Annotated in this window: 25 protein-coding genes, 1 tRNA gene and 3 pseudogenes; 18 read left to right on the forward strand and 11 right to left on the reverse strand. The window is 69.4% G+C overall.

The genetic code is table 11. From position 1 onward, the window contains the following. The first annotated feature begins 25 nt into the window (after positions 1-25). The 5 genes and pseudogenes from OG883_RS29815 to OG883_RS29835 all read left to right on the forward strand — a co-directional run bounded on the left by OG883_RS29815 (position 26) and on the right by OG883_RS29835 (position 3,206). The gene (locus OG883_RS29815) at positions 26-886 is read left to right on the forward strand and encodes a class II fructose-bisphosphate aldolase (protein ID WP_266547113.1); all 861 of its coding nucleotides are present in this window, start codon (positions 26-28) and stop codon (positions 884-886) included. Positions 887-1,027: 141 nt separating this feature from the next. Beyond that, a complete protein-coding gene (locus OG883_RS29820) occupies positions 1,028-1,294 on the forward strand; it encodes a hypothetical protein (RefSeq protein WP_266547116.1) in 267 nt (88 codons plus the stop codon). Between the two features lie 19 nt (positions 1,295-1,313). Continuing rightward, positions 1,314-1,478, forward strand: a pseudogene (locus tag OG883_RS29825) (transposase); the annotation flags it as partial. A gap of 365 nt (positions 1,479-1,843) precedes the next feature. Next, positions 1,844-2,956: an IS630 family transposase gene (locus tag OG883_RS29830; protein ID WP_266540984.1), complete on the forward strand. Its 1,113-nt coding sequence runs from the start codon at positions 1,844-1,846 to the stop codon at positions 2,954-2,956. A 70-nt stretch (positions 2,957-3,026) separates the two neighbouring features. Next, complete coding sequence (locus tag OG883_RS29835; RefSeq protein WP_266547119.1) at positions 3,027-3,206, forward strand: hypothetical protein; 180 nt, start codon at positions 3,027-3,029, stop codon at positions 3,204-3,206. A 148-nt stretch (positions 3,207-3,354) separates the two neighbouring features. Here the strand turns inward: OG883_RS29835 and OG883_RS29840 are convergent, their stop codons facing one another. Together OG883_RS29840 and cdgB are read right to left on the reverse strand one after the other, a co-directional pair. Next, the gene (locus OG883_RS29840) at positions 3,355-4,332 is read right to left on the reverse strand and encodes a CBM35 domain-containing protein (RefSeq protein WP_266547131.1); all 978 of its coding nucleotides are present in this window, start codon (positions 4,330-4,332) and stop codon (positions 3,355-3,357) included. An 87-nt stretch (positions 4,333-4,419) separates the two neighbouring features. Then, complete coding sequence (gene cdgB, locus OG883_RS29845) at positions 4,420-6,075, reverse strand: diguanylate cyclase CdgB (RefSeq protein WP_266547133.1); 1,656 nt, start codon at positions 6,073-6,075, stop codon at positions 4,420-4,422. 384 nt (positions 6,076-6,459) lie between these two features. Between cdgB and OG883_RS29850 the strand changes: the two genes are divergently transcribed. Then, positions 6,460-7,014, forward strand: coding sequence for a flavin reductase family protein (locus OG883_RS29850; RefSeq protein WP_266547135.1), 555 nt, complete (start codon positions 6,460-6,462; stop codon positions 7,012-7,014). Between the two features lie 105 nt (positions 7,015-7,119). Here the strand turns inward: OG883_RS29850 and arfB are convergent, their stop codons facing one another. Continuing rightward, positions 7,120-7,554 (reverse strand): alternative ribosome rescue aminoacyl-tRNA hydrolase ArfB, encoded by a 435-nt coding sequence (gene arfB / locus OG883_RS29855; RefSeq protein WP_266547137.1) that lies wholly within the window; start codon positions 7,552-7,554, stop codon positions 7,120-7,122. Between the two features lie 197 nt (positions 7,555-7,751). On the opposite strand from arfB, the gene OG883_RS29860 reads away from it, so the two are divergent. Beyond that, positions 7,752-8,327 (forward strand): TerD family protein, encoded by a 576-nt coding sequence (locus OG883_RS29860; protein WP_266547139.1) that lies wholly within the window; start codon positions 7,752-7,754, stop codon positions 8,325-8,327. 135 nt (positions 8,328-8,462) lie between these two features. On the opposite strand, the gene OG883_RS29865 is transcribed toward OG883_RS29860, so the two are convergent. After that, positions 8,463-9,839, reverse strand: coding sequence for a M1 family metallopeptidase (locus OG883_RS29865; protein ID WP_266549588.1), 1,377 nt, complete (start codon positions 9,837-9,839; stop codon positions 8,463-8,465). A 296-nt stretch (positions 9,840-10,135) separates the two neighbouring features. Then, entirely contained in the window at positions 10,136-10,693 is a 558-nt protein-coding gene (locus OG883_RS29870) for a heme-binding protein (RefSeq protein ID WP_266547140.1), read from the reverse strand. Between the two features lie 318 nt (positions 10,694-11,011). Between OG883_RS29870 and OG883_RS29875 the strand changes: the two genes are divergently transcribed. From OG883_RS29875 to OG883_RS29890, 4 genes are all read left to right on the forward strand, one after another. Then, positions 11,012-12,208: a sensor histidine kinase gene (locus OG883_RS29875; protein ID WP_266547143.1), complete on the forward strand. Its 1,197-nt coding sequence runs from the start codon at positions 11,012-11,014 to the stop codon at positions 12,206-12,208. A 5-nt stretch (positions 12,209-12,213) separates the two neighbouring features. After that, the gene (locus OG883_RS29880) at positions 12,214-12,837 is read left to right on the forward strand and encodes a response regulator transcription factor (RefSeq protein WP_266549591.1); all 624 of its coding nucleotides are present in this window, start codon (positions 12,214-12,216) and stop codon (positions 12,835-12,837) included. Positions 12,838-13,046: 209 nt separating this feature from the next. Beyond that, positions 13,047-13,562: a hypothetical protein gene (locus OG883_RS29885; RefSeq protein ID WP_266547146.1), complete on the forward strand. Its 516-nt coding sequence runs from the start codon at positions 13,047-13,049 to the stop codon at positions 13,560-13,562. Positions 13,563-13,575: 13 nt separating this feature from the next. Continuing rightward, positions 13,576-14,100, forward strand: a complete 525-nt coding sequence (locus OG883_RS29890; protein WP_266547149.1) for a hypothetical protein — start codon at positions 13,576-13,578, stop codon at positions 14,098-14,100. Positions 14,101-14,141: 41 nt separating this feature from the next. Here OG883_RS29890 and OG883_RS29895 read toward each other — a convergent pair whose 3' ends face one another. After that, positions 14,142-14,825: a pentapeptide repeat-containing protein gene (locus OG883_RS29895; RefSeq protein WP_266547152.1), complete on the reverse strand. Its 684-nt coding sequence runs from the start codon at positions 14,823-14,825 to the stop codon at positions 14,142-14,144. 142 nt (positions 14,826-14,967) lie between these two features. Between OG883_RS29895 and OG883_RS29900 the strand changes: the two genes are divergently transcribed. Next, positions 14,968-16,218 carry an NAD(P)-binding protein gene (locus tag OG883_RS29900; RefSeq protein WP_266547155.1) on the forward strand — a complete coding sequence of 417 codons (1,251 nt, stop codon included), beginning with the start codon at positions 14,968-14,970 and terminating at the stop codon, positions 16,216-16,218. A 59-nt stretch (positions 16,219-16,277) separates the two neighbouring features. Then, the gene (locus OG883_RS29905; protein ID WP_266547157.1) at positions 16,278-17,276 is read left to right on the forward strand and encodes a zinc-binding dehydrogenase; all 999 of its coding nucleotides are present in this window, start codon (positions 16,278-16,280) and stop codon (positions 17,274-17,276) included. 64 nt (positions 17,277-17,340) lie between these two features. Here the strand turns inward: OG883_RS29905 and OG883_RS29910 are convergent, their stop codons facing one another. Next, the gene (locus OG883_RS29910) at positions 17,341-17,835 is read right to left on the reverse strand and encodes a GNAT family N-acetyltransferase (RefSeq protein WP_266547160.1); all 495 of its coding nucleotides are present in this window, start codon (positions 17,833-17,835) and stop codon (positions 17,341-17,343) included. A 4-nt stretch (positions 17,836-17,839) separates the two neighbouring features. Beyond that, on the reverse strand, positions 17,840-18,724 hold the full coding sequence (locus tag OG883_RS29915; protein WP_266547163.1) for an aminoglycoside phosphotransferase family protein: 885 nt from the start codon (positions 18,722-18,724) through the stop codon (positions 17,840-17,842). Positions 18,725-18,814: 90 nt separating this feature from the next. On the opposite strand from OG883_RS29915, the pseudogene OG883_RS29920 reads away from it, so the two are divergent. After that, positions 18,815-20,208, forward strand: a pseudogene (locus OG883_RS29920) (NAD(P)/FAD-dependent oxidoreductase). A gap of 1,360 nt (positions 20,209-21,568) precedes the next feature. On the opposite strand, the gene OG883_RS29925 reads toward OG883_RS29920, so the two are convergent. Together OG883_RS29925 and OG883_RS29930 are read right to left on the reverse strand one after the other, a co-directional pair. Then, entirely contained in the window at positions 21,569-22,234 is a 666-nt protein-coding gene (locus tag OG883_RS29925; RefSeq protein WP_266547166.1) for a YdcF family protein, read from the reverse strand. Then, a pseudogene (locus OG883_RS29930) lies at positions 22,231-22,395 on the reverse strand (GntR family transcriptional regulator); the annotation flags it as partial. The pseudogene OG883_RS29930 and the gene OG883_RS29925, both read right to left, overlap by 4 nt. Before the next feature lie 39 nt (positions 22,396-22,434). On the opposite strand from OG883_RS29930, the gene OG883_RS29935 reads away from it, so the two are divergent. Then, the gene (locus OG883_RS29935) at positions 22,435-22,650 is read left to right on the forward strand and encodes a tyrosine-type recombinase/integrase (protein WP_266547169.1); all 216 of its coding nucleotides are present in this window, start codon (positions 22,435-22,437) and stop codon (positions 22,648-22,650) included. Between the two features lie 92 nt (positions 22,651-22,742). Here OG883_RS29935 and OG883_RS29940 read toward each other — a convergent pair. Beyond that, a tRNA-Thr gene (locus OG883_RS29940) sits at positions 22,743-22,816 on the reverse strand. Between the two features lie 178 nt (positions 22,817-22,994). On the opposite strand from OG883_RS29940, the gene OG883_RS29945 reads away from it, so the two are divergent. From OG883_RS29945 to OG883_RS29955, 3 genes are all read left to right on the forward strand, one after another. Further along, positions 22,995-24,131, forward strand: coding sequence for an ABC transporter ATP-binding protein (locus OG883_RS29945; RefSeq protein ID WP_266547172.1), 1,137 nt, complete (start codon positions 22,995-22,997; stop codon positions 24,129-24,131). A gap of 187 nt (positions 24,132-24,318) precedes the next feature. Next, entirely contained in the window at positions 24,319-24,741 is a 423-nt protein-coding gene (locus tag OG883_RS29950; protein WP_266547175.1) for a hypothetical protein, read from the forward strand. A gap of 38 nt (positions 24,742-24,779) precedes the next feature. Continuing rightward, positions 24,780-25,502: a nucleotidyltransferase family protein gene (locus OG883_RS29955; protein WP_266547178.1), complete on the forward strand. Its 723-nt coding sequence runs from the start codon at positions 24,780-24,782 to the stop codon at positions 25,500-25,502. Positions 25,503-25,579: the final 77 nt, after the last annotated feature.

Below are 25,579 nucleotides of genomic sequence, written 5' to 3' on the forward strand. Positions count from 1 at the left end.
TACGGCCCCGGAATGGGAAGGCGCCATGCCACTCGTCAGCACAGGTGACCTCGTCTCTGCCGCCGCGGCCGAATCCCGCGCTGTCGCCGCGTTCAACGTCATCACGCTCGAACACGCGGAGGCCATCGCCGCCGGCGCCGAGCAGGCGGGCGCACCCGCGATCCTGCAGGTGTCGGAGAACGCGGTGAAGTTCCACGGCGGTGCCCTCTCCGCGATCGCCGCCGCCATGGCCGCGGTCGCCCGCGCCTCCTCCGCCCCGCTCTCCCTCCACCTCGACCATGTGGTCTCCGCGGACCTGCTGCGAGCGGCACACGACGCGGGCTTCAGCTCGGTGATGTTCGACGCCTCGAGGCTGTCGTACGCCGAGAACATCAAGGCCACGGCGGACGCGGTCCGCTGGGGCCACGAGCGCGGCATCTGGGTCGAGGCGGAACTGGGCAAGGTCGGCGGCAAGGAGGGCGAGGCACCCCTGGACGCCCACACCCCGGGCGTCCGCACGGACCCGGACGAGGCCGTGTCCTACGTCGCGGACACCGGTGTGGACGCCCTGGCCGTCGCGGTGGGCTCCTCGCACGCGATGACGGAGCGCACGGCGGCCCTGGACCACGCACTGATCGGCCAGCTGCGCGACGCCGTCCCCGTACCGCTGGTGCTGCACGGTTCGAGCGGTGTACCGGACGAGGAGATCCGGAAGGCGGTCGCCGCCGGCATGGTCAAGATAAACGTCGGTACGGCCCTGAACACCGCCTTCACCGGCGCCGTACGGGCCTACCTGGAGGCCAGTCCCTCGACGGTCGACCCCCGGAAATACCTCGTCCCGGCTCGCGAGGCGATGGCCGGGACGGTGGCGGGCTTCCTGGCGCTGCTCCCAGGGCTCCATCGCTGAGGACTCGCCGCCCCGCTTACGGACGCGGTGTCATTGTGACTGTTTTGGACCGCGTATGAGCTGAGGTGATGCGGTGTCAGGAAGTTGTTGACGGTCGGGTAGGCCCCGCCGCCGCCCTCGTACGAGGAGCTTGCCGCGCTGGTGGTGGAGCTGAAGCTGTTGGTGTCCGCCCAAGCGGCGACGATCGCGGAGCTGACCGCGAGGAACGCCGAGCAGGCGGAGCGGATCGCGGAGCTGGAGCGGCAGGTCGCATCGGCTCTCGCGCAACTCCTCCAAGCCGCCGTCCATTTGACGGGCTCGGCAAGAAGCCCGCGCCGAAATCTCCGCGGCATCGTTCGGGCTGCAAACCGGGCCGGGCCAAGGGCGATCCGGGCGGCTGGCTGGAGCAGGTCGCCGATCCCGACGTGATACTCGATCACCACCCGGCATGACCGACTTCACCGTCCCCTTCGACAACAACCAGGCCGAACGCGATCTACGGATGATCAAGACACAACAGAAGATCTCCGGATCCTGGCGGACCCTGACCGGCGCCAGGCGCTTCGCCCGGATCCGCTCCCACATCTCCACCGTCCGCAAACACGGCATCAACCCCCCTCACCGCCCTACGCGGCCTGTCCGCCGGATAGCCATGGATGCTGCCCGCAACCAGCTCAAACCCCTAAACAGTTACGTGTCATTTGATCTTCCCAATAGGATCATGATCGACCAAGCGTTCTACCAAGGGGAACTGATGCGCGGGAAAGTCCTCACAGCGGGAGCAGCGGCCACTGCGGCGTTGGCGCTGACCGTGTCAATGGCGGGCTCCGCCCAGGCGGCGGGATTCAGTGGATACCGGGGGTGCAGCACAACGGGCGCTTCCGGCGGCTACGAGTTCAGCAATTGGCACGGGCCGGACGCCAAGATAAACCTCTCCATCTACTGTCTCGTGATTCCGTCAGCGTTACTTGATCTTGTATGGCAGGGTCTTCTGGTGTGGAGCTCTCCGTGGAACAGGCCGCCGAGTTGCGGGAGTTGGTGAACAGTCGGGATGTTCCTGCGGACATGGCAACGCGGGGCCGGATCGTGCTGTGGTCGAGTGAGGGGCGTCGGCGCAAGGACATTGCCGAGCTGCTCGGGGTGTCGCTGCCGACCGTGGACCGCTGGAAGATCCGCTATGCCGAGCAGGGCCTGGCCGGGCTGGAAGGTGAGCGTCCTGGTGGCGCGCGGGAGCAGGTGCCGGCGCGGGTGCGGGCCCGGGTGATTGCGCTGACGCGCATGACGCCGCCGGACCGTACGGGGCTTTCGCACTGGTCCACGCGGGAGTTGGCGAAGTATCTGGAGCGGGCCGAGAACATCACCGTGTCCTGGCACTACATTGCGCGCGTCTGGCGGGAGGAGAGCCTGAAGCCGCACCGGTTGGGTACCTTCAAGATTTCCAAAGACCCCGCGTTCGCGGAGAAAGTGGCCGATGTGATCGGCCTGTATCTGGCTCCGCCGGGTGGCGCGGTGGTCCTCTCGATCGACGAGAAGACGCAGATCCAGGCTCTGGACCGGACCCAGCCGGTGCTGCCGGTCGCCTTCGCGGCGAGCGAGCAGCGCACCGCCGACTACGTCCGGCACGGCACCACGAACCTGTTCGCCGCCCTGAACGTGACCACCGGTGAAGTGCTCGGCGAGTGCAGGCCGACCCGGAACGGCAAGGATTTCCTGGCCTTCTTGAAGAAGGCGGTGAAACCGTACGCCGGGAAGGACATCCATGTCGTCCTGGACAACCTCTCGACGCACACCACACCCGAGGTCAAGGAGTGGCTGGTCAAGAACCGGCAAGTCCACTTCCATTTCACTCCCGTCGGTTCTTCGTGGCTGAACCAGATCGAGATCTGGTTCGGAATCCTCACCCGGCAATCCATCCGCCGCGGCACGTTCTCCAGCGTCAACGTCCTGATCAAACAGATCCGCGACTACATCAACTCCTGGAACACGACAGCGAAACCGTTCACCTGGACCGCGACCTCCGGCGAGGTCCTCGCGAAGGTCCGACTCGTCGCGACCAACGTGAAGAAACTCGTCAATAACAACTCGAACTGACATGAACAGAATCACGAGACACTACGCGACCGACACGACGGCCGACGGGGCTCACGTTCGAGTTCGCCTCGTGTCCAAGGACGTGCGGGGAACCGTCAAGAATTGGCCGTGGCGCTCCAACACCGGCGCCACCGACACCACGAAGAGATGGAAGACGACGGCTTCCTATGACAGAGGCCTCTTCGTCATCGGAGTACAGACGGCCCGGTTCAAGGGGGACAAGCTCGTGAACTACTGCACTGACTGGTAGACACCAGCGAAGAAAACGGGGTAGCGGGAAAAGGGGAGCTCAGGCACTACCGACTGAGCTCGTTCGCAACATCCTCAGTGCTCATGGTTGCCCCGTCCGTACATCCCGACGGGGCAACCGAGCTTCCGCGCACTCACCGAGTGATGTTTCAGCTTCCGACCTGGCCCTGCTTCAGGGCGACCTGGTCGAGGAAGGCCTCGCACTGATCACCCTGCTCGCAGGAGATCTTGAGGTCGTTCTTCCCCTGCTGCAGGTTCACGTAGGCGTACGTGCGCGTCCAGCCCTTCTCCCAGTCGCCCTCTGCAGCCTTCGCGAAATTCGACATGTTGATGGAGCGGGGCGTCTGACCGTTGATCGTGAGCGAGGTCTTGGCATCCTTGCCCGGCACGCTGTACGTGATGAACATCGTGTACTCGCCCGCCTCGGGCACGTCGACCGACCAGCTGGCCGAGCCGCCGACCCCGTTGAACGTCACATACGCGCCGTCCGCGCCCTCCGCGCCCTTGATGTCCGTCGCCAGGGCCGCGGGCGGCCCCAGCTTCAGCGTCGCCGCGTCCTGCTTCGGCAGCTCCTGCGGCTTCTCCTCGGGCTTCGGCTTGTCGCTGGGCTTCACCGACTGGCCCGCGGTCGAGCCCCCGCCGGTGTTCCCGGCCTGGGCGCCGCCCTTGTCGTCCTTGTCGCCGCTCGTCATGAGCGCCGCGGCGATGCCGATGACGACCACCGCGACCACCGCGACCGCGCCGATCAGCAGGCCCCTGGTGTTGGGGCCGCCGCTGCGGCCACCGCCCTGCTGCTGCGGCGTCTGGCGGGTGGGGGCGCCACCGGGGTACGTCTCGGGTGCCGCGTAGTGCGCGGTCGGCTGCTGGGCACCCTGCTGGCCGTAGGCCTGCTGGTGCGGGACCTGCTGGCCGTACTGCTGCTGCGGACCGCCGTACTGGCGCTCGCCGACCGTCCGTACCTGGTTGTACGAGGTTCTGGGGACCCCCGGCTGCGCTGCCGGACCCGGGTAGCCGTAGCCGCGGCCCTGGCCGGGCGGTGTTGCGCCCGCCGCCTGCCCGTCCTCGTACAGATAGCCGAACGGATCGTCGTCCTCGGGCGTGCTCGCGCCGTTGTTCGCGGCCGTCATCCCTAGTCACTCCTCACCATGTCGTCAGCACATCGCCGACGCGGCGAGCCTACCCGGTTCGGCGTAAGCAAAAGGGTGGCGTCGGCCTCAGCCCGCCCGCCGGTGCACCTTCGCCCGGGATCGCTTCTCGATATACATCCGCTGATCCGCGGATTGCAGGACCTCCTCGACGGACATCCCGCAACTTGCCCATCCGATACCGAAGCTGGCCCCGACCCGGACTCCGCGGCCGCCCACCCTGATCGGCACGATGATCGCGTTCCGCAGACGTACTGCCAGGTCGGCGGCGTCGGCCGCGCCCAGGCCGTCGGCCAGAACGACGAACTCGTCACCGCCGAGCCGGGCGACGGTGTCGTTGTCGCGTACGCCGGTGGTGAGCCGGCGCGCGACCTCCACCAGCACCGCATCACCCGTCTGGTGCCCGAAGCGGTCGTTGATCGACTTGAAGCCGTCAAGATCACAGAAGAGGACGGCGAGCCCCTTGGCCCCGTCGTCCACCTCGGTGTCGGGCGCGACGGTGTGGACATGGTCGTACGGACCCGCCGGTTCGATGTCGAATCCGTCACTGCGGAAGATGCGCCCGCCGTCAGCGGCATCCGCGCCGTCGTACCCGTCGTACGCCGCGTCCAGCGCCTCGATCGCCGTGGCGCGGGCCGCGTGCGGCCGCTCGCACAGCCGGGAGCTGAGCCGGGCGCGCAGCTCGGCGCTGTTGGGCAGGCCGGTGAGCGAGTCGTGCGAGGCACGGTGGGCGAGCTGCAGCTCGTGGCGCTTGCGCTCCTCGATGTCCTCGACGTGGGTGAGGAGAAACCGGGGGCCGTCCGCGGTGTCGGCGACGACGGAGTTGCGCAGCGAGACCCAGACATAGGTGCCGTCGCGGCGGCCGAGACGCAGCTCGGCACGCCCGCCCTCGGCGGACGTACGCAGCAGAGTGCCGACGTCCTCGGGGTGGACGAGGTCGGCGAAGGAGTAGCGGCGCATCGCGGAGGCGGGGCGGCCGAGCAGCCGGCAGAGCGCGTCGTTCGTGCGCAGCAGCCGGCCGTGCTGGTCGCCGCCCATCTCGGCGATGGCCATACCGCTGGGTGCGTACTCGAAGGCCTGGCGGAAGGATTCCTCACTGGCGCGCAGAGCCTGCTGCTCACGCTCGAGGCGGACCAGGGCGCGCTGCATGTTGGAGCGCAGCCGGGCGTTGCTGATCGCGATCGCCGCCTGGGAGGCGTACATCTGGAGCGCTTCCTGACCCCAGGGCCCGGGCCTGCGGCCGTTGCGCGGCCGGTCGACGGATATCACGCCGAGCAGTTCACGGCCGCCGCCCGATGCGTACATGGGGGCGTAGAGACGGTCCTGCGGGTGCCACTCGTCCTCGAAGCGGGGGTCGGGGCCCTCGGTGTGCCACTGCGGGACGTCGTCCTCTATGAGGACCCAGCCCTCGGTGTGCGGTATGAAGCGGAGCTCGCCCCAGGCCTCGCCCATGGACAGACGGCGTTCCCAGGAGGGGCGGGAGCCGACGCGTCCGGTGATCAGGGCTTCGGCGGCGGCGCTGCCGGCGAACGCGGCGACCACGAGATCGCCGTCGGGGCGTACGAGATTGACGCAGGCCAGCTCGTAGCCGAGTCCGGCGATGACGCCGTCGGCGACGGTCTGCAGAGTGTCGGCCAGGCTCCGGGCCGTGTTGAGCTCAGCGACGACCTGATGCAGCTGCCGCAGGGTCGCAAGACGGACGTAGGGCTCCGACTCGGTCTCCATTGCTCGCTCTCCCCGAGACCTCGACAGCAACTCCAGGGTTCTCATCAGCGTTCTTGATGCGGTATCACGGCCACTGAATCACAGCGAGCTGCTCACTCGGTACACAGGGTCAACAATTACCGCACTCTGTGACTCAAGTCACATCAGATGATGAAGGGTTGCGAGCGTCACATGGGAGCGCTCCATCGGTTTCTTGAACGCGAAACGATACCGGGGCAGTACGAGGGCACGACCGGGGCGCGTGCCCGTTGTCCGGCGGGGCGTGCCCTTGGTCCGGCCGGGGCGCGTGCCTGTGGTCCGGCCGGGGCGTGCCCTTGGTCCTAGGACCCGGCTGGTTCCCTGGCCCGATGCGGGCGCCGGACGGCCGGGACTAGCGTTCCTCGTGTGTTGCAGACGACCCCCACTCCCGCCCCTGTTGCCATCCCCCATGCTGAGGGGGTGAGCAACGAGGAGTTCCGCGCGGCCATGTCGCGACTGGCCGCCGGTGTGGTGCTGGTGACCGCGCACGACCCCGACGACGGCCCGCACGGCGCGGACGCCGGCATGACCGCGACAGCGTTCATGTCGGTGTCCCTGGACCCACCTCTGGTGCTGGTGAGCCTGCGCAACGGCTCCCGCATGGACGACCTGCTGGCCGAACAGCCGTTGTGGGGCGTCTCGGTGCTCTCGGAGAGCCAGCGGCACATCGCCGGGCGCTTCTCCATGAAGGGGCGGGTCAGCGATCGGCTGCTCTTCGAGGACATCCCGTACACAAGGGGCGAGGTGTCCGGGGCACTGCTGGTCCGGGGCGCGCTGGCAACGCTGGAGTGCCGTACGGAACAGCGGATGGAGGCGGGCGACCACACGCTGGTGATCGGCCGGGTGCTGAACGTGGACCTGCCGAGCGGGGACGGCGGCCCGCTGACGTATTTCCAGGGCCGGTACCGGCAGTTGGGGTAAGCCTCGCGCGAGCCCGGCCGGACTCGGCCGACCGCGGGTGAGGCTCCCGGCCGCGGGGGGCCGGTGCGGGTGGGCCGGTGCGGAGTAGGGCCGGTGCGGACCCGGCTACCAGTCGCGGCCCGTGCGGCCGCGCTTCGTCTCGGCGCGCTGCTTCTTCTCGCGCAGGCGGCGTTCGTTGATGCCCCGCGGGATCCTCGTGGGGCGGCGCGGCCGCGGCGGCGGCGCCGTCGCCTCGGCCAGCAGCGAGGCGAGTCGGACCGCGGCGGTCTCACGGTTGCGCCACTGGGAGCGGTGTTCCGACGCCCGTACGGCGACGACCCCACCCACCAGCCGGCTCGCGAGGCGCTCCAGCGCCCGCTCCTTCCACACCGGCGGCAGCGCCTCGGTCCTGGCGAGGTCGAAGCGGAGCTCCACCTGCGAGTCGCTGGTGTTGACGTGCTGGCCGCCGGGCCCCGACGACCGCGAGAAACGCCAGATGAGCTCGGCCTCCGGCAGGGAGACCGAACCGCGGATGATGTAGGGCCCGGACATGTGTCCCATGGTCGCGTGCCCGCGCCGTTCGCGTCACTCTCTTTTCGGCACTCCCGGCCAAAATAGACCGGAACACCCCGAAAGCCCGGTAAAGAAAGCAAAGACGGGGTGGAACCTCGCGGTCCCCTGCCTGCGTTATGACGGGTGACGGTAGCTTTCGGAAAGGGCTCATAGCCCGCGCACTCGATCACGAAGGGGACTTCCCCATGGCAGTAAGCCTGTCCAAGGGCGGCAACGTCTCGCTCACCAAGGAGGCACCGGGCCTGACCGCCGTCACGGTCGGCCTCGGCTGGGACGTCCGCACCACCACCGGCACCGACTTCGACCTCGACGCCTCGGCGATCGGTGTGAACCCCGGCGGCAAGGTGGCCTCCGACGCCCACTTCGTCTTCTTCAACAACAAGGCCACGCCGGACCAGACCATCGTCCACACCGGTGACAACCGCACCGGCGAGGGCGGCGGCGACGACGAGCAGATCAACGTCAACCTGGCGGGTCTGCCGGCCGACGTCGACAAGATCGTCTTCCCGGTCTCGATCTACGACGCCGTGACCCGCAGCCAGAACTTCGGCCAGGTGCGGAACGCCTACATCCGCATCGTCAACCAGGCCGGTGGCGCCGAGCTCGCCCGCTACGACCTCAGCGAGGACGCCGCCACCGAGACCGCGATGGTCTTCGGCGAGCTCTACCGCAACGGCGCGGAGTGGAAGTTCCGTGCCGTCGGCCAGGGTTACGCCTCGGGCCTGGAGGGCATCGCCCGCGACTTCGGCGTCAACCTCTGACCCGTCCGAGTCAACGTCTGACACGTCTGACGCCTGCGCCGTACCGGTCGAGGCACAGATCGACGTACAGACAGACGTATCGGTGACAGGGCCCCGGCCGCCACGGAGACGCGGCGGCCGGGGCCCTGTCATTCCCTAGGGCTGTTCCGGCTTGTCCTTGCCGTAGAGCCAGGTGTCCCAGAGCCCGGTCAGATCCTTGCCGGCCTTCTCCTCGACGTACGCCGTGAAGTCGTCGGTGGAGGCGTTGGCGTGGCGGTTCTTCTTCGCCCAGCCCTGCAGGATCTCGTAGAACGCGTCGTCACCGACCGCCTGACGCACCTTGTGCAGCACCATCGCGCCGCGCCCGTACACCGGAGACTCGGAGATGTCCGCCGCGGTGGGCGGATCGGCGGGCGGGAAAGCCCAGTTGTCCGCTTTTGCGAATTCCTTGTCAAAGCTCTTCTGGGCCGGTACGTCCTCGAAGTCCTCGGCCCAGATCCACTCCGCGTAGGTGGCGAAGCCTTCGTTGAGCCACATGTCCTTCCATGACTCGGGGGTCACGGAGTTGCCGTACCACTGGTGGGCCAGCTCATGGACGAGGGTCTCGGTGTCGAACTGTCCCTCGGGGAAGACGGGCCTGTTCTGGGTCTCCAGGGCGTAGCCGACCTCGCCGTCCGGCACGACGATCGCGCCGGTGGAGGAGAAGGGGTACGGGCCGAAGTTCTCCGTACCCCACTCCATGATCTCGGGGATCCTGGCGAGGAGAGCCGCGCTGCGTCCGGCCACGGCCGGGTCGGCGGCGGTGAGGACCGGCAGTCCGGCGGGGGTACGGGAAGCCTTGACCCGGTAGTCGCCGATCGCGAGCGTGGCGAGATAGCTCGCCATCGGCTCCCCCGTGTGCCAGGCGAAGGTGGTGCGCTCGCCCTTCGCCCCCTCGCTCTTCGTCCGCCGGCTCTTCAACTCACCGTTGGAGATGGCCTCCAGCTCCTTGGGCACCGTCACCGTGATGTCGTACGTCGCCTTGTCCGACGGGTGGTGATTGCCGGGGAACCAGGCCATCGACCCGGTGGGCTCCCCGACCGCGAGCGCGCCGTCCGCGGTCTTCAGCCAGCCTTCCTCCGTGTCGTCGTCGTCCGTGATCGTCTTCGGGACGCCGGAGTAGCGGACGACGGTGCGGAAGGTCCTGCCCTTGTCGAGGTCGCGGTGCGGGCGCAGTGTCAGCTCGTCGCCGGCCCGGTTGGCGGCGGCCTTCTCACCGTCGACGGTCGCGCCGTCGACCGTCATCCCGTGCAGGTCGAGGTTGAAGGCGCTCAGGTCCTGGGTGGCGCGGGCGGTGATCTCGGCGGTGCCCTTCAGACGGCCCGTGTCCGGGTCGACGTCGAGGGTCAGGGCGTAGTGCTGGACGTCGTAACCGCCGTTGCCGAGCTTGGGGAAGTACGGATCGCGGACGCCCGCGGCGCCCGGCTTTCCCTGGACGCCGGTAGCGCCGTCCGTGCAGCCCGTCAGGAGCAGCAGGGCGGCGGCGGGCGCCAGGGCACGTATGCGTACGAGAGTTCGCTGGTCCACATCCTTGATCCTATGCGGGCGGACTCCCCGGGCCCTGGGTGATCTCCGGTACCGCGGAGCGTGCCCAACGGTCCGGGCCGGCCCGGCATCCGTACGTTCGTGCCCGGAGTCCGTACATCCCGTCCCCGTCCGTACGTCCCGTCCCCGTCCGTACATCCCGTCCGTACATCCCGTCCCGTACGTCCCGTCCGGGCCTCCGTCCGGGCGTCCGTCGGGGCGTCCGTCGGGGCGTCCGTCGGGGCGTCCGTCGGGGCGTTACGGCGCTACCGGGCGAGCGCCGCGACGCCCGCCCTCGCGAACTCCTCGTCCTGGGCACCGCTCGGCGCGCCCGCCACGCCGATGCCCGCGATCGGAGCGCCCTTGACCTGCACCGGCGCGCCGCCCCCGAGGAACAGGGTGCCGGGGATGTCCTTCAGGTTCGGGGCCTGCTCGAGGCGCTTGACGAGCTCGGAGGTCGGCGCGTTCCAGGAGACGGCGGTGAACGCCTTCTTCTCGGCCGACTCGTACGACTGCGGGCCGGCGCCGTCGCCGCGCAGGGTGACGATGGTGTTGCCGTTGCGGTCGACGACGGCGACGGTGACCCGCTGGTTCGCCTTCTCGGCGGCGTCCAGGGTGGCCTGCGCGGCCTTGGTGGCGGCCGCCACGGTCAGGTGGGTGGACTGCTGGAGATTGCCGTTCGCGGTGTCGGCCCCGACCGCGGCCAGGGACTCCGCGGCGGGGGCGGAAGCGTTGGCGGACACGGCTCCGAAGGTGCCGGCGCCCAGCGCGGCAGCGGCGACAGCACCGGTCAGGACACGGGCGCGCAGAGACATCTTCTTCATGATCGTTGACTCCTTGGGCTGGTCCGGGAAGCTGCTGCGTTCCCGCTCTGCCACCGATCCTGGGGCCGGATCCGGGGCCGGACGGTCGACGTACCGGCTGCTCGGCGCAGGCATGATGGTGGACGGCCGGGTCAGCCGATCGGTTGATGCGGGTGTGGTCCCGCCGGGTCACGATGCAGAGGAAGACCCGGCGCGCGCGACCGCTCGGGGAGAGAACGCGACCGCCCAGGGACCGCTCAGGCGCCGCCCAGGCACCGCTCAGGCACCGCCCAGAGACCGCTCAGGCACCGCCCAGAGACCGCTCAGGGAGAGAAGAAGATGGCCGCCCCACTGTCCGACGCCGACCGGGATCCGGACGCCCGGTGGCTGGTGACGGTGATGAACACCGCCTTCCTCGCCCTCCTCGCCGGCTCCCTCCTGCGCTACCTCCTCAAGCATCCGGACAGCCCCCGGCTGCCGTGGGTCGTCGGCCTGAGCATCGCGCTCGCCGCACTCCAGCTCGCCGGCCACTGGCTGGGGCGGGGACAGCGACCGGGCCGCCGCAGCAGCCTGTTCCTGCTCGGCTCCGTCGTCGGGTGCTGGGTCGTGATCGTTCTGCTCGCGCCGAGTTTCGCCTGGTGCGCCGTGCCGCTGATCTACACCTCTCTGCGGTCCCTGCCCACCCGGGCCGCCGTCGCGCTCGTCGCGGTGCTCTGCGCCCTGGTCATGATCGCGGAGTGGCGGCTGGCGGACGGGGTGGACCCGAACCTCTTCCTGCTGCCCCCGACCGTCGCGGTCCTCGCCACCACCGTCTTCCTCTACATGCGGCGCCAGTCCGACCGGCTGCGGGGGACCGTCGACGATCTGACCCGCACCCGCCGCGAACTGGCGGCCACCGAGCGGCGCGAGGGCACCCTCGCCGAACGCCAGCGGCTGTCCATGGAGATCCACGACACCCTCGCCCAGAGCCTGTCCAGCCAGCAGATGCTGCTCCAGGCCGCGGAGCGCACCTGGGACAGCGACCCGGGGGCCGCCCGCCGCCATGTCCGTACCGCCGAGTCGATCGCCGAACGCAGCCTCGCCGAGGCGCGGCGCTTCGTGCACGACCTGGCCCCGGCCGATCTGGCCGAGGGCGGGGGCCTGGCCGAGGCCCTGCGTACGCTGGCCGAGCGCGAGTCCACCGGCTCCCTCCAGGTCCACTTCCATCTGGACGGGGCGCCGGCCCCGCTGCCCGACCGGGTCCAGTCGGCGCTGCTGCGGATCGCCCAGGGCGCGCTGGCAAACGTACGGGAACACGCCGGCGCCACCACCGCCGCGCTCACCCTCAGCCATCTCGACGACCAGGTGGTGCTGGACGTCGCCGACGACGGCCGCGGCCTCGTGCCGGACTCGCCACAGACCTCCGGCGTACGCGGCCACGGACTGCCCGCGATGCGCGCCCGCGTACGGCAGCTGGGCGGCACCCTGACCATCGAGTCCGCACCGGGCGAGGGCACGGTCCTGTCCGCCGCGATCCCCTTGGAGCCCGCCCCGTGAACGCTGTGCCCCCCGTACGCATCCTGCTCTGCGACGACCACGCGGTGGTACGTGCCGGGCTGCTCGCCCTCCTCGGCAGCGAGGGCGACATCGAGGTCGTCGGCGAGGCGGGCAGCGGGGAGGAGGCGGTCGCGATGGCCGGCAAGCTGAAGCCGGACGTCGTACTGATGGACCTCCAGCTGGGCGCGGGCATCGACGGGGTGGAGGCCACCCGCCGTATCGCGACACCCGAGGTGCACGTCCTCGTCCTGACGACGTACGACACCGATGCCGACATCACCCGTGCCATCGAGGCGGGCGCGACCGGCTATCTGCTGAAGGCCGAGCGCCCGGAGGAGCTGTTCTCGGCGATCCACGCGGCCGCGCAGGGCCGCACGGCGCTCTCGCCTCCGGTCGCGAGCCGCGTCATGGACCGGATGCGGGGCACGGGCCGGCCGGCCCTGACCGAGCGGGAACAGGACATTCTGGGCCAGCTGGCACGGGGCCTGGGCAACCGCGAGATCGCCCGCGCGCTGTTCATCAGCGAGGCGACGGTGAAGACCCATCTGGGCCGGATCTACACCAAGTTGGGCGTGGACACGCGGGCGGGCGCGGTGGCGGTGGCGAAGGAACAGCGCCTTCTGCCGTAAGTCCGATCGTGGCCTCTGGTGTCCGGCCGCGGCTGTCCGCGGCGCGGGCGGCTGCCGCGGAGCCCGGGTCCTCCGGCGTCCGGCGGCGTCCGGCGGCGTCCGGCGGCCGGTCCTCCACCCGCCGGCCGTTCCACCTCCCCCGCGCGGCGGAGACGGTCCGCCCTCGGCGCCGACGCGACGGCGCCATGTCCACGGCCAGTCTGTTCTCCATGACGCCAGCGACCGCGCCCTCACCCAGCGCCACCACCACCGCCGCCACCGCCACTCCCGCTCCCGCCCCCCGCTGGGCCCGCCGGACCGCACACGCCATCGCGCTCTGCGCCCTCCCCTCCGGACTGTGGCGCCTCGCGATGGCCTCGGGGATCTACGTGGGCTACAGCGACGAGGTCCTGCGGGACGAGTTCGGCATCCCCGGCTGGGGCATCGCGTACGTCGTCGGCCTGACCGTCCTCCAGGAGATCGCCTCTCTGCTGCCCCTCCTCCTCGTCACCGACCGGCGGCGGTTCCGCCGCCCGAAGGCCGTCGCCATCACGGCCGCTTCCGCCTCGGCCTTCGCAACCCTGCTGGCACTGAGCCAGGTGGTGGTCTACTTCACCGTCGAGAGCCAGACCTTCATGTCCGACACCGCGAACACCGTGGCGGGCTTCGTCTTCGCTCCGCTGTTCGTCATCGGCCCGCTGCTCGGGGCCGTGACCCGGTCGTACTGGAAGCGGCACCGGGCATGACACCATCGAGCACGTGCTCGACATCGGCTACTCCCTCTCCCGCCGCTTCCCCGACCCCCCGCAGACCGACTACCGGCGCGCGGACGTCCAGGCGCTGCGCCACGACCTCTTCTGCGGCGACGTGTACCTCGCGGACACCAAGGAGGACCGCGAGGTGTCCACAGGCTGGGGATGGGTTCCGGTGCTGGACTTCGCCTGGGCGCTGTGCGACATCGTCGAGCAGCTCGACCGCGACCCGCTCGGCGGCCGGGCCGCGAATCCGCAGTACGCCGAGCTGGACTTCACCGAGTCCGCCGACCGCATGCTCTTCGAGCGCCGCTTCGGCTGGGTGGACGTGGAGTCCGACTGGATGCCGGGCGACGAGCCGCCGCTCAGTTTCAGCCACAGCGAGCTGCGCCACGAGGCCCGCGACTTTCTGCACGACCTGATCGCGGACCTGTCCGACATGCACGAGGGCCTCGCCGACAACCCGGTGGTCTGGGATCTGCAGGCCCGCTTCCCCCGTATGCCGGTCCGAAAGCGCGGCCGCCGCGGCTGAAAGCCCCTCGGCGGGGGCACCACGAGGGCGGGCGCCCTACGTCACCCCTCCACCCGCACTCCGATCTGCGCCGCGAAAGCCGGCGCCAGATCCAGCAGTTGGGCCGGACTGATCACCGCACCGGCCAGCCGGTCCACGCCCCGGGCGATGTCCAGCTCGGCGACCGTCCGCAGATCGACGTTCTTCATCTGCGCCCCGCTGAAGTCCGCCCGCCGCAGCACACAGTCGCGGAACTCCACCCGCTCCAGCTGCGCACCCCCGAAGTCCGTCTCCGTCAGCACACACCCCTCGAAGACGACGTCCTTCAGCTTCGCCGTGCGCAGATTCAGGTAGTCGATCTTCCCGCCCCGGATCAGCACCCGCTCCAGCACGGCGCCGTGCAGCTGCACCCCACCCAGCCGCGCGTCCGTCACCTCCACATCGCGCAGCGAGGCACCCGCGAGATCGGTGCCCACACCCCGGATGCCGCTGAGCACGGAGTCGATGAAGCGGGCGCGCAGCAGCTCGGTCTCGTCAAGACCGCACTCGCGCAGCGCGCAGTCGATGAACCGGGCCCCGCGCCCCGACTGCCCGGCGAAGTCCAGGTCCCTGAACTCCACTCCGTCGTAGTCGCCGTCCGGCTCCAGCCCGACGCCGCCGTCCTCGCCGTCGAACGGAACGAGCGGAGGCAGCCGCACCTCCGGCCGCCGTGCCGCCACCTGCGTTTTCTCCGACTTCCGTGCCATGTCCCCCATCGTGCCCCCTCCCACTGACAACGCCCCTGGCGGAGCACCGCCGAAGCCCCGGAAGCCCCGCCGAAGCCGCATGTCACAAACCGGGAGCCGCGATCCGTCCCCTCCCTGAGAGCGAACCAAGGGAGAGACAGCCATGCACGAGATCACCGTCATCGGCGGCGGCTTCGCCGGGCTCACCGCCGCCATCACCGCCGCCGAGTCGGGCGCCAGGGTGTCCCTGTACGAGGCCCACCACACCCTCGGCGGCCGCGCCCGCACCGGCGAAGGCCCGTACCGGACCAATGAAGGCCCGCACGCCCTCTACTGCCGCGGCCCCCACTGGACCTGGCTCAAGCAGCGCAACCTCCTCGGCCCGCTAGCCTCTCTGCCGCCCCTCGAAGGCGCCCGCTTCCGCTTCCGCCGCGGCGGCGTACTGCGCAGGACCCCGCCCCTCGCCATGCTCAGGCTCACCCGCCGCAAGGCCGAACAGGCCCCGGTGGACACGGACTTCCTGACCTGGGCGACGGGCCAGGTGGGGGAGGAAGGCGCGCGCGCCGCGGCCCACTTCATGGGCGTCGCCCTCTTCCACCACGACCCGGGCTCGCTCTCGGCCGCGTTCGTCCAGGAACGGCTGCGGCGCGCCACCGCGCTCCCGCCCGAGGCCCGCTACCCGCGCGGCGGCTGGGGCGAGGTCATCGACCGGATGGCCGGGCACGCCTGGAATCTGGGCGTACGGATCGAGACCACGTCCCGCGTCGACGCACTCCCCGAGCGGCGCGGACCGGTGATCGTGGCCACCTCCCTCGACGCGGCACGCCACCTCCTCGGCGACGGCACACTCCGCTGGGACAGCGGCCGTACGACCCTGATCGATCTGGCGCTGCGTACCCGCAAGGGCGACCCGTTCGCCGTGTCCGACCTCGACGCCCCGGGCTGGCTGGAGCGGTTCACTGCCCAGGACCCCTCGCTCGCACCGTCCGGTCAGCAGCTCGTCCAGGGCCAACTCCCCATCACCCCCGGCCAGTCCAAGGCCGACGGCATCGCGCACGCCGAGGCCCTGCTCGACCTGGGCTTCCCCGGCTGGCGCGAGCGCACCGTCTGGCGGCGCGAAGCCCTCGCCCAGGGGCGTACGGGAGCGGTCGATCTGCCGGGCACCACCTGGCGGGACCGGCCCGCGATCGACCGCGGAGAGGGGGTCTATCTCGCGGGCGACCAGGTCGCGGCACCCGGCCTGCTCTCGGAGGTGTCGTTCAACAGCGGGCTCGAGGCCGTCTCGCTGGCCCTGCGTACCGCAAAGTACGCAGCCGTTGCGGGCCGAGCAGCAGAAGCGTCAGCGGCAGCGGAAGCATCAGCGGCAGCACGGGCAGCAGAGGCAGGGAGTCCCCTTGACCTCAAGCGCACTTGAGATTGAAGAGTGTCCCTCGTAGCCGCAGAGATCACCGGTACAGCCCAGGGGAGTCAGCCATGCACGCCATCCGCCTCCACGCGTTCGGCCCCGCCGAGAACCTCACCTACGAGGAGACCGAGACTCCGCTCCCCGGCCCGGGCCAGGTGCGGATCGCCGTCGCCGCGGCTGGCGTCCACCTCCTCGACACCGCCCTGCGCGAGGGCATGCAGGGCCCCTTCCCCGCCCCCGCCGAACTGCCCACCGTCCCCGGCCGCGAGGTGGCCGGCGTCGTCGAGTCCCTCGGCGAGGGCACCGACGCCCACTGGCTCGGCAAGCACGTCGTCGCCCACCTCGGCATGGTCCCGGGAGGCTACGCCGAACTCGCGGTGACCGACGCGGGAAGACTCCACGAGATCCCGGGCGGTCTCGACGCGGGCGAGGCGGTCGCGATGATCGGCACCGGCCGTACGGCGATGGGCATCGTGCAGTTCACCGAACTGGGCACCGACGACATCGTCATCGTCCCCGCCGCGGCCGGCGGCATCGGCACCCTCCTCGTGCAGTACGCGAAGAACGCCGGCGCCCTCGTCATCGGCCTTGCGGGCGGCCCCGCCAAGGTCTCCCGTGTCGTCGAGAACGGCGCCGACCTCGCCGTCGACTACCAGCAGGCCGACTGGGCAGGCCAGGTCCGCGCCTACCTCGGGGACCGGCGCGCCACCATCGTCTACGACTCGGTCGGCGGAGACACCGGCCGCGCGGCCGTCGACCTGCTCGGCAAGGGCGGCCGGCACATCGTCTTCGGCTGGTCCAGCCAGGGGCTGCGGAGCAACTCCCCGTTGACCTTCACCGAAGAGGAGCTGGCCGAGCGCGGCATCACCTCCGAGGACGTACTCGGCCCGGCCATGCTCCAGAAGGCCGGCGGCGACGTACGCAACCTCGAGACACGCGCCCTCGCGGAGGCCGGTGCCGGCCGACTGCGCCCCGCCGTACAGCGCTACGCCCTCGCCGACGCCGCGGCAGCCCACCGGGCCCTGGAGTCCCGCGGCACGGTCGGCAAGGTCGTCCTCGTTCCCTGAACCCTGGTCCTGGCCCGAGCCCCCGGCCTTGCCTGAACCCTCCCGGCCCTGGCCTGGCTCCGGCCTAGCTCTGCCCTGGTCCTTGAACCGCACCACCCAGGGAAGCGAGCGCCTCGTCGGTCAGCCGGTACACCGTCCACTCGTCCTGCGGCTTCGCGCCCAGCGACTTGTAGAAGTTGATCGACGGGGTGTTCCAGTTCAGGACGGACCACTCCAGGCGCTCATAGCCCCGCTCCACACAGATCCGCGCCAGCTCGGCCAGCAGCGCCTTGCCGTGGCCGCCGCCGCGCTGCTCGGGCCGTACGTACAGATCCTCGAGATAGATGCCGTGCGTCCCGCGCCACGTCGAGAAGTTGAGGAACCAGAGCGAGAAGCCCGCCACTTCCCCGTCCGCCGTCTCCGCGATGTGCGCGAAGGCGGCGGGCCGCTCCCCGAACAGTGCCTCGTGCAGCTGCTCCTCGCTCAGCCGGACCTCGGCCAGGGACTTCTCGTACGCGGCGAGCTCGCGGACCAGCGTGTGCATCACGGGGACATCGGCAGATGTGGCAGTACGAATCATGAGGTCAGCGTGCCAGCAGCGCCCGGGCGACGAGCACCTGGGTTTCCTGAAGCCGGTTCTCCCCGTCCTCCACGTCCCACAGGCTGTTCTGCAGTACGCGCCCCAGCGTCCAGGCCCGCGCCCGTTCCCGGTCCAGCCCCAGCACCTCGGTCAGCAGATCGAAGCGCCACAGCACCTCGGAGGCGTCGAAGCGGTTGGCGAGCGCGGGCATCAGGTCGAACCCCGGGTCACCGGCCAGCGGCTTGGGGTCGATGGCCAGCCATGCCTCACGCCCGCCCGCCAGCACGTTGTCGTAGTGCAGATCCCAGTGCAGCAGGCGGTCACCGGGCTCGCCCGCCACTTCCCGTACCGCCGCCGCACAGTCCAGCAACAGCCGCCGCTCGCCCTCGTCCGGGAGGGAGGTCACCGCCCGCGGTACCTCCTCCAGCATCGCGGCCGCGATGTCGCCGAGCCGCCGGAGCCCTTCGGGCGCGGGAACGGCCACCAGCCTCGCCAGCAGCTCCGCGAGAATCCGCACCGCCACGCGCGCGTCCGTCACGGCAGACAGATGACGTGAGGAGTCGAGCCGCTCCAGCAGCATGGTGCCGGTCTCCGGGTCGTGCTCCAGCAGATGTACGACCCCGTCGCCGTCCCACACCCGCAGCGCGAGCGGCTCCCCCTCGCTCTCCTCGTCCAGCAGCTGCATCTTGAGCGCGGCAGCCGTCCCGTCCGCCCGCTCCACGGGCAGGACGAGCGAGGCCATCCCATGCATCGAGGGCCCGGTGCGCCGCAGCGACCAGCGCTCCAGGAACTGCGCGGCCCGCTCCGGCAGCCCGTCGACGAAGGCCCGTCCGGCCTCCCCGTTGTACTTGATCTGTGAGGCCGCCAGCTCTTCCGGAATATCGATCACAATGCGGATCGTACGGACCCTCACTGCCCCTGCCCGAGCCCGTGCGAGTAGCCTCCGGCCACACGCATTCACCAGAGCAGCAGGGGCATCATGAGCACGAGCACCGTCAACGGCGGACTGTCGTTCTGGTACGCGCAGGAGGGCGTCCCCGCCCCGCGCGAGCCCCTCCCCGGCGACGCCACCGCGGACGTCTGCATCGTCGGCGGCGGATACACCGGTCTATGGACTGCGTACTACCTCAAGAAGGCCGTCCCCTTCCTGAACATCACGGTCCTGGAAGCCAAGTTCTGCGGCTACGGCGCCTCCGGCCGCAACGGCGGCTGGCTCTACAACGGCATCGCCGGCCGCGGCCGCTACGCAAAACTCCACGGCCACGAGGCAGCCGTCCGCCTCCAGCAGGCCATGAACGACACGGTCGACGAGGTCGTACGGGTCGCGGAGGACGAAGGCATCGACGCCGACATCCACCGGGGCGGCGTACTCGAAGTCGCCAACACCCCCGCCCAGTTGACCCGCCTCAAGGCTTTCCACGCCGTCGAGATCGCCTTCGGCGAGAAGGACCGGGTCATGCTCGGCGCCCGTGAAACCGCCGAGCGGGTACGCGTCACCGGCGCCGTCGCCTCCAGCTGGACCCCGCACGGCGCACGCACCCGGTCAAGCTGGTCACGGGCCTCGCGGCAGCCGTCGAGGCGCTCGGCGTCACCATCCACGAATCGACACCCGTCACCGAGATCAGACCGAAGCACGCGGTGACCGCCTACGGCACGGTCCGCGCCCCGTACATCCTGCGCTGCACGGAGGGCTTCACGGCGAGCCTCAAGGGCCAGAAGCGCTCCTGGCTCCCGATGAACTCCTCCATGATCGCGACGGAGCCCCTCCCCCAGTCCGTCTGGGACACCATCGGCTGGAACGGCCGCGAGACGCTCGGCGACATGGCACACGCCTATATGTACGCCCAGCGCACCGCGGACGACCGGATCGCCCTCGGCGGCCGAGGCGTCCCGTACCGCTTCGGCTCGCGCACGGACAACGACGGCCGCACCCAGCCGGCCACCATCGAGGAACTGCGCGAGATCCTGATCCGCTTCTTCCCGACCACCGCGGGCGTCCGCATCGACCACGCCTGGTCGGGCGTACTCGGCGTCCCCCGCGACTGGTGCGCCACCGTCACCCTGGACCGCTCCACCGGCCTGGGCTGGGCAGGCGGCTACGTCGGCTCCGGCGTGGCCACCGCAAACCTGGCGGCCCGCACCCTGCGCGACCTGCTCCAACAGGACTCGGGCCAGTCGGGCCCCACCGACCTGACCGCCCTGCCCTGGGTGAACCACAAGGTCCGCAAATGGGAACCGGAGCCGCTGCGCTGGCTGGGCGTGCAGGGCATGTACGCGGCCTACCGCACCGCAGACCGCCAGGAGGCCACCGGCCGGACGGCAGAAACGCACCGCATCGCCCAACTCGCGGACCGCGTCTCCGGCCGCCACTGAGGGCGCACCGCCACTGAGCACTCACGCGAACGAGCACTCGTCGCCACTGAGCGCTCGTCGCGAATGAGCACTGAATGAGCACTGATCGCCGGTCAGAACAGCTGAGGCCCCGGACAGCAGTCCGGGGCCTCGGCGTCGAAGAGCCCCCTGTCGGATTCGAACCGACGACCTACGCATTACAAGTTACAAGTTGTCCGATCTTGGTCCAGGTACATCCACGAGCGTCCGCCGTGCGCCTCGCATACCTGGTCAGAGCGCCTGCCGGACTTCCGTAGACATCAGCGGATCACCCTCGAACGAGCACTCGTTGAGACTACAAATGAGACTACGACGCCTTCGTCCCGAACTAGGTACGGAAAGGCGCGCCTTCCAAGATCCACTCCCCGCTCACTCCCAGCGCTCCCCGTGGTTCGCCGCCAGTTCTGGCACGGCTGGCCCTCTCGATGCCAACTACCGGTGGGACAGCCACCTCAGATTGTTTGGCTCGGCAACCGTTCTCCTGGAGCTACCACGGGCCGCCAGCGCTCGTAGTGGTCACTGCATTTCCCTGCTGCACAAGGAGGCGTTGCTGCATACGACGGGACGCCCGGTTGCGTGGGGACGAATAGCGACTGGCACGACAGAGCACACAATTCCAGCCAACTTTTTGGTGAGCCATGGCAACAGCTGTCCCCACATGATCGAATTAGCTGCAACCAAACAACCACTTACGAATGGAATATTCTGATGGCTCGTTCGAAAGTCAGCCACCTCGTTTCAACGCTTTGCCTGACTGCAGCAGTTGCCGCAGTGCCACTGGTAACCGCCACGCCGGCATCGGCCACTCAGAGCGAGTGCGTCAAACATGTTGCCGACGCCGGCTATCCCGTAGGGCCGAAAACGAGAGACGCCTGCAATCAGGCTGCACCCACTTGGGGATCGATACCCAATGGCAGGTGCATGGACTTGCTTGAGAATGCACGTGTGACTTTTGCCACCCGTTTTCTCGCCTGCAGGGTGGCGTAATAACCCGCGAAATCGCAAAGCGCAGTCGTCGTAAGTTGAGCCCCCGTCGGGTAGTCCGCACGAACCCAGCTCCACGGCCTACGGGAGGTTAGGCGCTCTAGGCACTTGGCGTTCCGAGAAATGCCTAGATTCAGGCCTGCTGCCTCATCCATGAGTTCGGCGGAATGCGGAACCCCTCCATGACCGTCTTGTGCCTGTGACGCAGCCCGTGAGGCGTCATGGGGCACATGGATGGATCGGCGCAGGCCCGCCATTCACACATCACTCGGCGGACGCACGAGGATCTGGTGGCGGGGACCTGCGCAATCATCGAATCCATGAGCAGCCGGTACGCGAAGGGCCCCATGAGTGGCCGTCAGCCTCGAGTCGCCTTGTCCGCCAGGAGACGACTGGTGAAGCCTTCAGCGCCCAGGCGCTTGTACGCCGCCGCCACATCGTCGGGGACCGTCTGCTCGATCATGAACCCCTGCCGGGGGTACACCATGAGCCTCTGCTGGGCTCCGACCAGCATGTCGATGACGAGACGCGGGTCCTGGATCGAATCGACGTACTCGGCAAGCGTCATGGGGGTGGATGCGCTCACCCACTCGACATCCGGCCAGAGCTTCCGCGCCGTGGCGTACGCACGTCGCTCCTCGTACGGCTTGCTGACCAAGAGGACCGAGGACACGGGGACGCCCCGGTCTTCGAGCAGAGCACGAGAGAAGCGGATGTTCTCGCCCGTGTTCTGGGCTTGCGGCTCGACAATGATGGCGTCCGCGGGGACACCCAGTTCGATCGCCCGCTCTCGGTAGTGCTCGGCTTCACCACGGGGCATGCGCTCGCGCGTCGTACGGCTGGTCGCCCCGGTAAAGACGATGAGCGGCATCATCCCGCGCTGGTACAGGTCGACCGTGGTGTCGGCCACCCCCAAGTCGTGACTGCCGAGTCCGATCGCCACGGAGCAGGGGCGCGGCTCATGGCCCATCTGTTGGAAGTCCCAGAGCCGTTGTGCATCCGCCCACGCCTGCGCAGAGATCACTTGCTTTCGCCTTCCGCGTTCGCCGAGTCGGGCACCTTGAAGTCGTAGATCCACGAGAAGCGCGCGGCGGCGCGAACCTCGACAGCGAACTCCATCACAGTCCCGTCGGCGGTGTACGTGGTGCGGTGCAGCTCCACAATCCACTCCCCAGGTGAGAGCTGCGGGCCACTGCGGGAGAGGCGTGGCAAGAGCACAACGCAGTGTTCACGAGGCCGGACGGCCGGCCGCTCGACCCCCGGGCCGACTGGGAAGAGCTCAAGGAGCTGCTCGAAGAGGCCGGTATCAGTGATCGTCGGTCGTACGACGGCAGCCGCCACACCGCAGGCACGATCCTGAACGAGTTAGGCGTGGGCATGCCGACCATCATGGAGATCCTCAGGCACAGCGCCGCATGGGAGACGCCTTCCCTCAACTGAGACCACGGACAGCAGAGCAGCGCGCGCTCGCCGTCGCCGGCGCGTCAAGTGAGAAAGCCCCGGTCAAACGAGACCGGGGCTTCTTCGCGAAGAGCCCCCTGTCGGATTCGAACCGACGACCTACGCATTACAAGTGCGTTGCTCTGGCCAGCTGAGCTAAGGAGGCGCGTCCGAGCAGTCTAACCGGATCCATCGCGCGCCCCGGTCGAAAATTTCGTTGCCCTACGGCTACTGACAGATCGGACAACGCCCGGTAGCGTCGCGACAGGTTCACACAGGTGGACTACACCACTCCCTTACTCGGATCGTCCGGCACGTTCCTGCCGGTGAAGGAGAACATCACCATGGCTACAGTCACGTTCGACAAGGCGACCCGGATCTACCCGGGCTCCACCAAGCCCGCGGTCGACCAGCTCGAGATCGAGACCGAGGACGGCGAGTTCCTCGTACTCGTCGGCCCCTCCGGCTGCGGAAAGTCGACCTCCCTGCGCATGCTCGCCGGTCTCGAGGACGTCAACGGCGGGTCCATCCGCATCGGTGACCGCGACGTCACGCACCTGCCGCCCAAGGACCGGGACATCGCCATGGTGTTCCAGAACTACGCGCTCTACCCGCACATGTCCGTCGCCGACAACATGGGCTTCGCCCTCAAGATCGCCGGCGTCAACAAGAGCGAGATCCGCAAGAAGGTCGAAGAGGCCGCGAAGATCCTCGACCTCACCGAGTACCTCGACCGCAAGCCCAAGGCCCTCTCCGGCGGTCAGCGTCAGCGTGTCGCGATGGGCCGTGCCATCGTCCGTGAGCCGCAGGTCTTCCTCATGGACGAGCCGCTGTCGAACCTCGACGCCAAGCTCCGTGTCTCCACCCGTACGCAGATCGCGAGCCTCCAGCGCCGTCTGGGCATCACCACGGTGTACGTCACCCACGACCAGGTCGAGGCCATGACCATGGGCGACCGGGTGGCGGTCCTCAAGGACGGGCTGCTGCAGCAGGTCGACTCGCCGCGCAACATGTACGACCGGCCCGCCAACCTCTTCGTCGCCGGCTTCATCGGCTCCCCGGCCATGAACCTGGTCGAGGTCCCGATCACCGACGGCGGCGTGAAGTTCGGCAACAGCGTCGTCCCGGTCTCCCGCGCTGCCCTCAGCGCCGCCGCCGACAAGGGCGACACCACGGTCACCGTCGGCGTCCGCCCCGAGCACTTCGACGTCGTCGAGCTGGGCGGCTCCGCCGCAGCGTCCCTCTCCAAGGACTCCGAGGACGCCCCGGCCGGGCTCGCCGTCTCCGTCAATGTCGTCGAGGAGCTCGGCGCCGACGGTTATGTCTACGGCTCCGCCCAGGTCGGCGGTGAGCACAAGGACCTCGTCGTCCGCGTCGGCGGCCGCTCCGTCCCGGCCAAGGGAGCCGAGCTGCACGTCGTGCCGCGTCCGGGCGAGATCCACGTGTTCTCGACCTCCACGGGCGAGCGCCTGAGCGACTGACGTCACATCGCCCCCGGAAAGCCCCGCACTTCGGTGCGGGGCTTTTCTCGTATGTCGATAAATACCCTGACAGACCCGTCATTTCGATTCTGTACGTCAACGCCCGATTCGAAAAGGTTCGTCGAACCATCCCCCGCACGAGTGACTAAATGTCGCCAAATCATCACTGCCCGCTACGCTCGCTCGCGTGACCCACTCAGCCCGCCGAATCGGCCGCACTCTCGCCCTTGTTCTGCCCGTCGTTCTGGTGCTCTCCGGAACCCTCGCCGTCACCAGCGTGCCGTGGGCAGGCCGGGCCACCGAGTCGCAGATGCTCACCGCCTCCTCGGAGAATGTCTCCGTACGCGCCAAGCCCCGCACCCCGCAGGACGTTCTGCGCGACCGGCTGCTGACCGAACTGCAGGAGCAGGACCCGGACGTCGCCCTCACCCACCTCCAGCGCGCGGTCGAGGAGCGACCCTCGCTCGCCAGGCACTGCATGTCGATCGCCCGCGCCCTCGGCCGCGCCGCCGTCGAGAAGTTCGGCCCCGTCCGCGCCCAGTCCTTCTCGCGCCCCGTCTGCGACACCTCCTTCGCCACGGGCGTGTTCCAGCAGGCCCAGGGGAGCTGACCTCCGGGTCCCGGCCCGCGCCGCATATCGTTCACGGCATGCATACGCCTACGTATCCGACGCAGGCCGTGGTCCTGGCGGGCGGCCAGGGCTCTCGGCTGCGCCCGTACACCGACGACCGCCCCAAGCCGATGGTCGAGATCCCGGGAACCGGGACACCGATCATCGGCCATCAGCTTTCCTGGCTGGCCGCCGAGGGTGTGACCGACGCGGTCGTCTCCTGCGGCCATCTGGCCGAGGTGCTCCAGGAGTGGCTGGAGAGCGCCGTGCTGCCCCTGCGCGTCACCACCGTCGTCGAGACGGAGCCGCTGGGCCGCGGCGGCGGCCTCAAGTACGCCGCCGCCCGGCTCCCGCATCCGGACCAGCCCTGGTACGCCACCAACGGCGACATCTGGACCCGTTTCTCGCTGCGCGAGATGGCCGCCTTCCACGCCGAACGCGACGCCACCGCCACCCTCGCCCTCGCCCGCCCCCGGATCCCCTGGGGCGCCGTCGAGACGGACGCCTTCGGCCACATCACGGACTTCATCGAGTCCCCGCCGTCGCCGTACCTCATCAACGCGGGTGTGTACGTCTTCTCCTCGGACTTCACCACGCTGCTGCCCGACCGCGGAGACCATGAGCGCACCACTTTCCCCCGCCTCGCCCGCGAGCGCCGGCTGGCCGGTTTCCCGCTGCCGAACGGCGCGTACTGGCGGGCGATCGACACCGCCAAGGACCTCACCGAGGCCGCCAAGGAGCTTTCGACGCAAGTCCGTTGACGTGCGCTGACGGGCCTTGACGAGCCGCGTCGTCAGTCGGGCGCGTCGTCGTACGAACGCGTCGCCGTACGGAGAGG

Origin of the sequence: Streptomyces sp. NBC_01142 (assembly GCF_026341125.1) — a bacterium.
Taxonomy (GTDB): domain Bacteria; phylum Actinomycetota; class Actinomycetes; order Streptomycetales; family Streptomycetaceae; genus Streptomyces.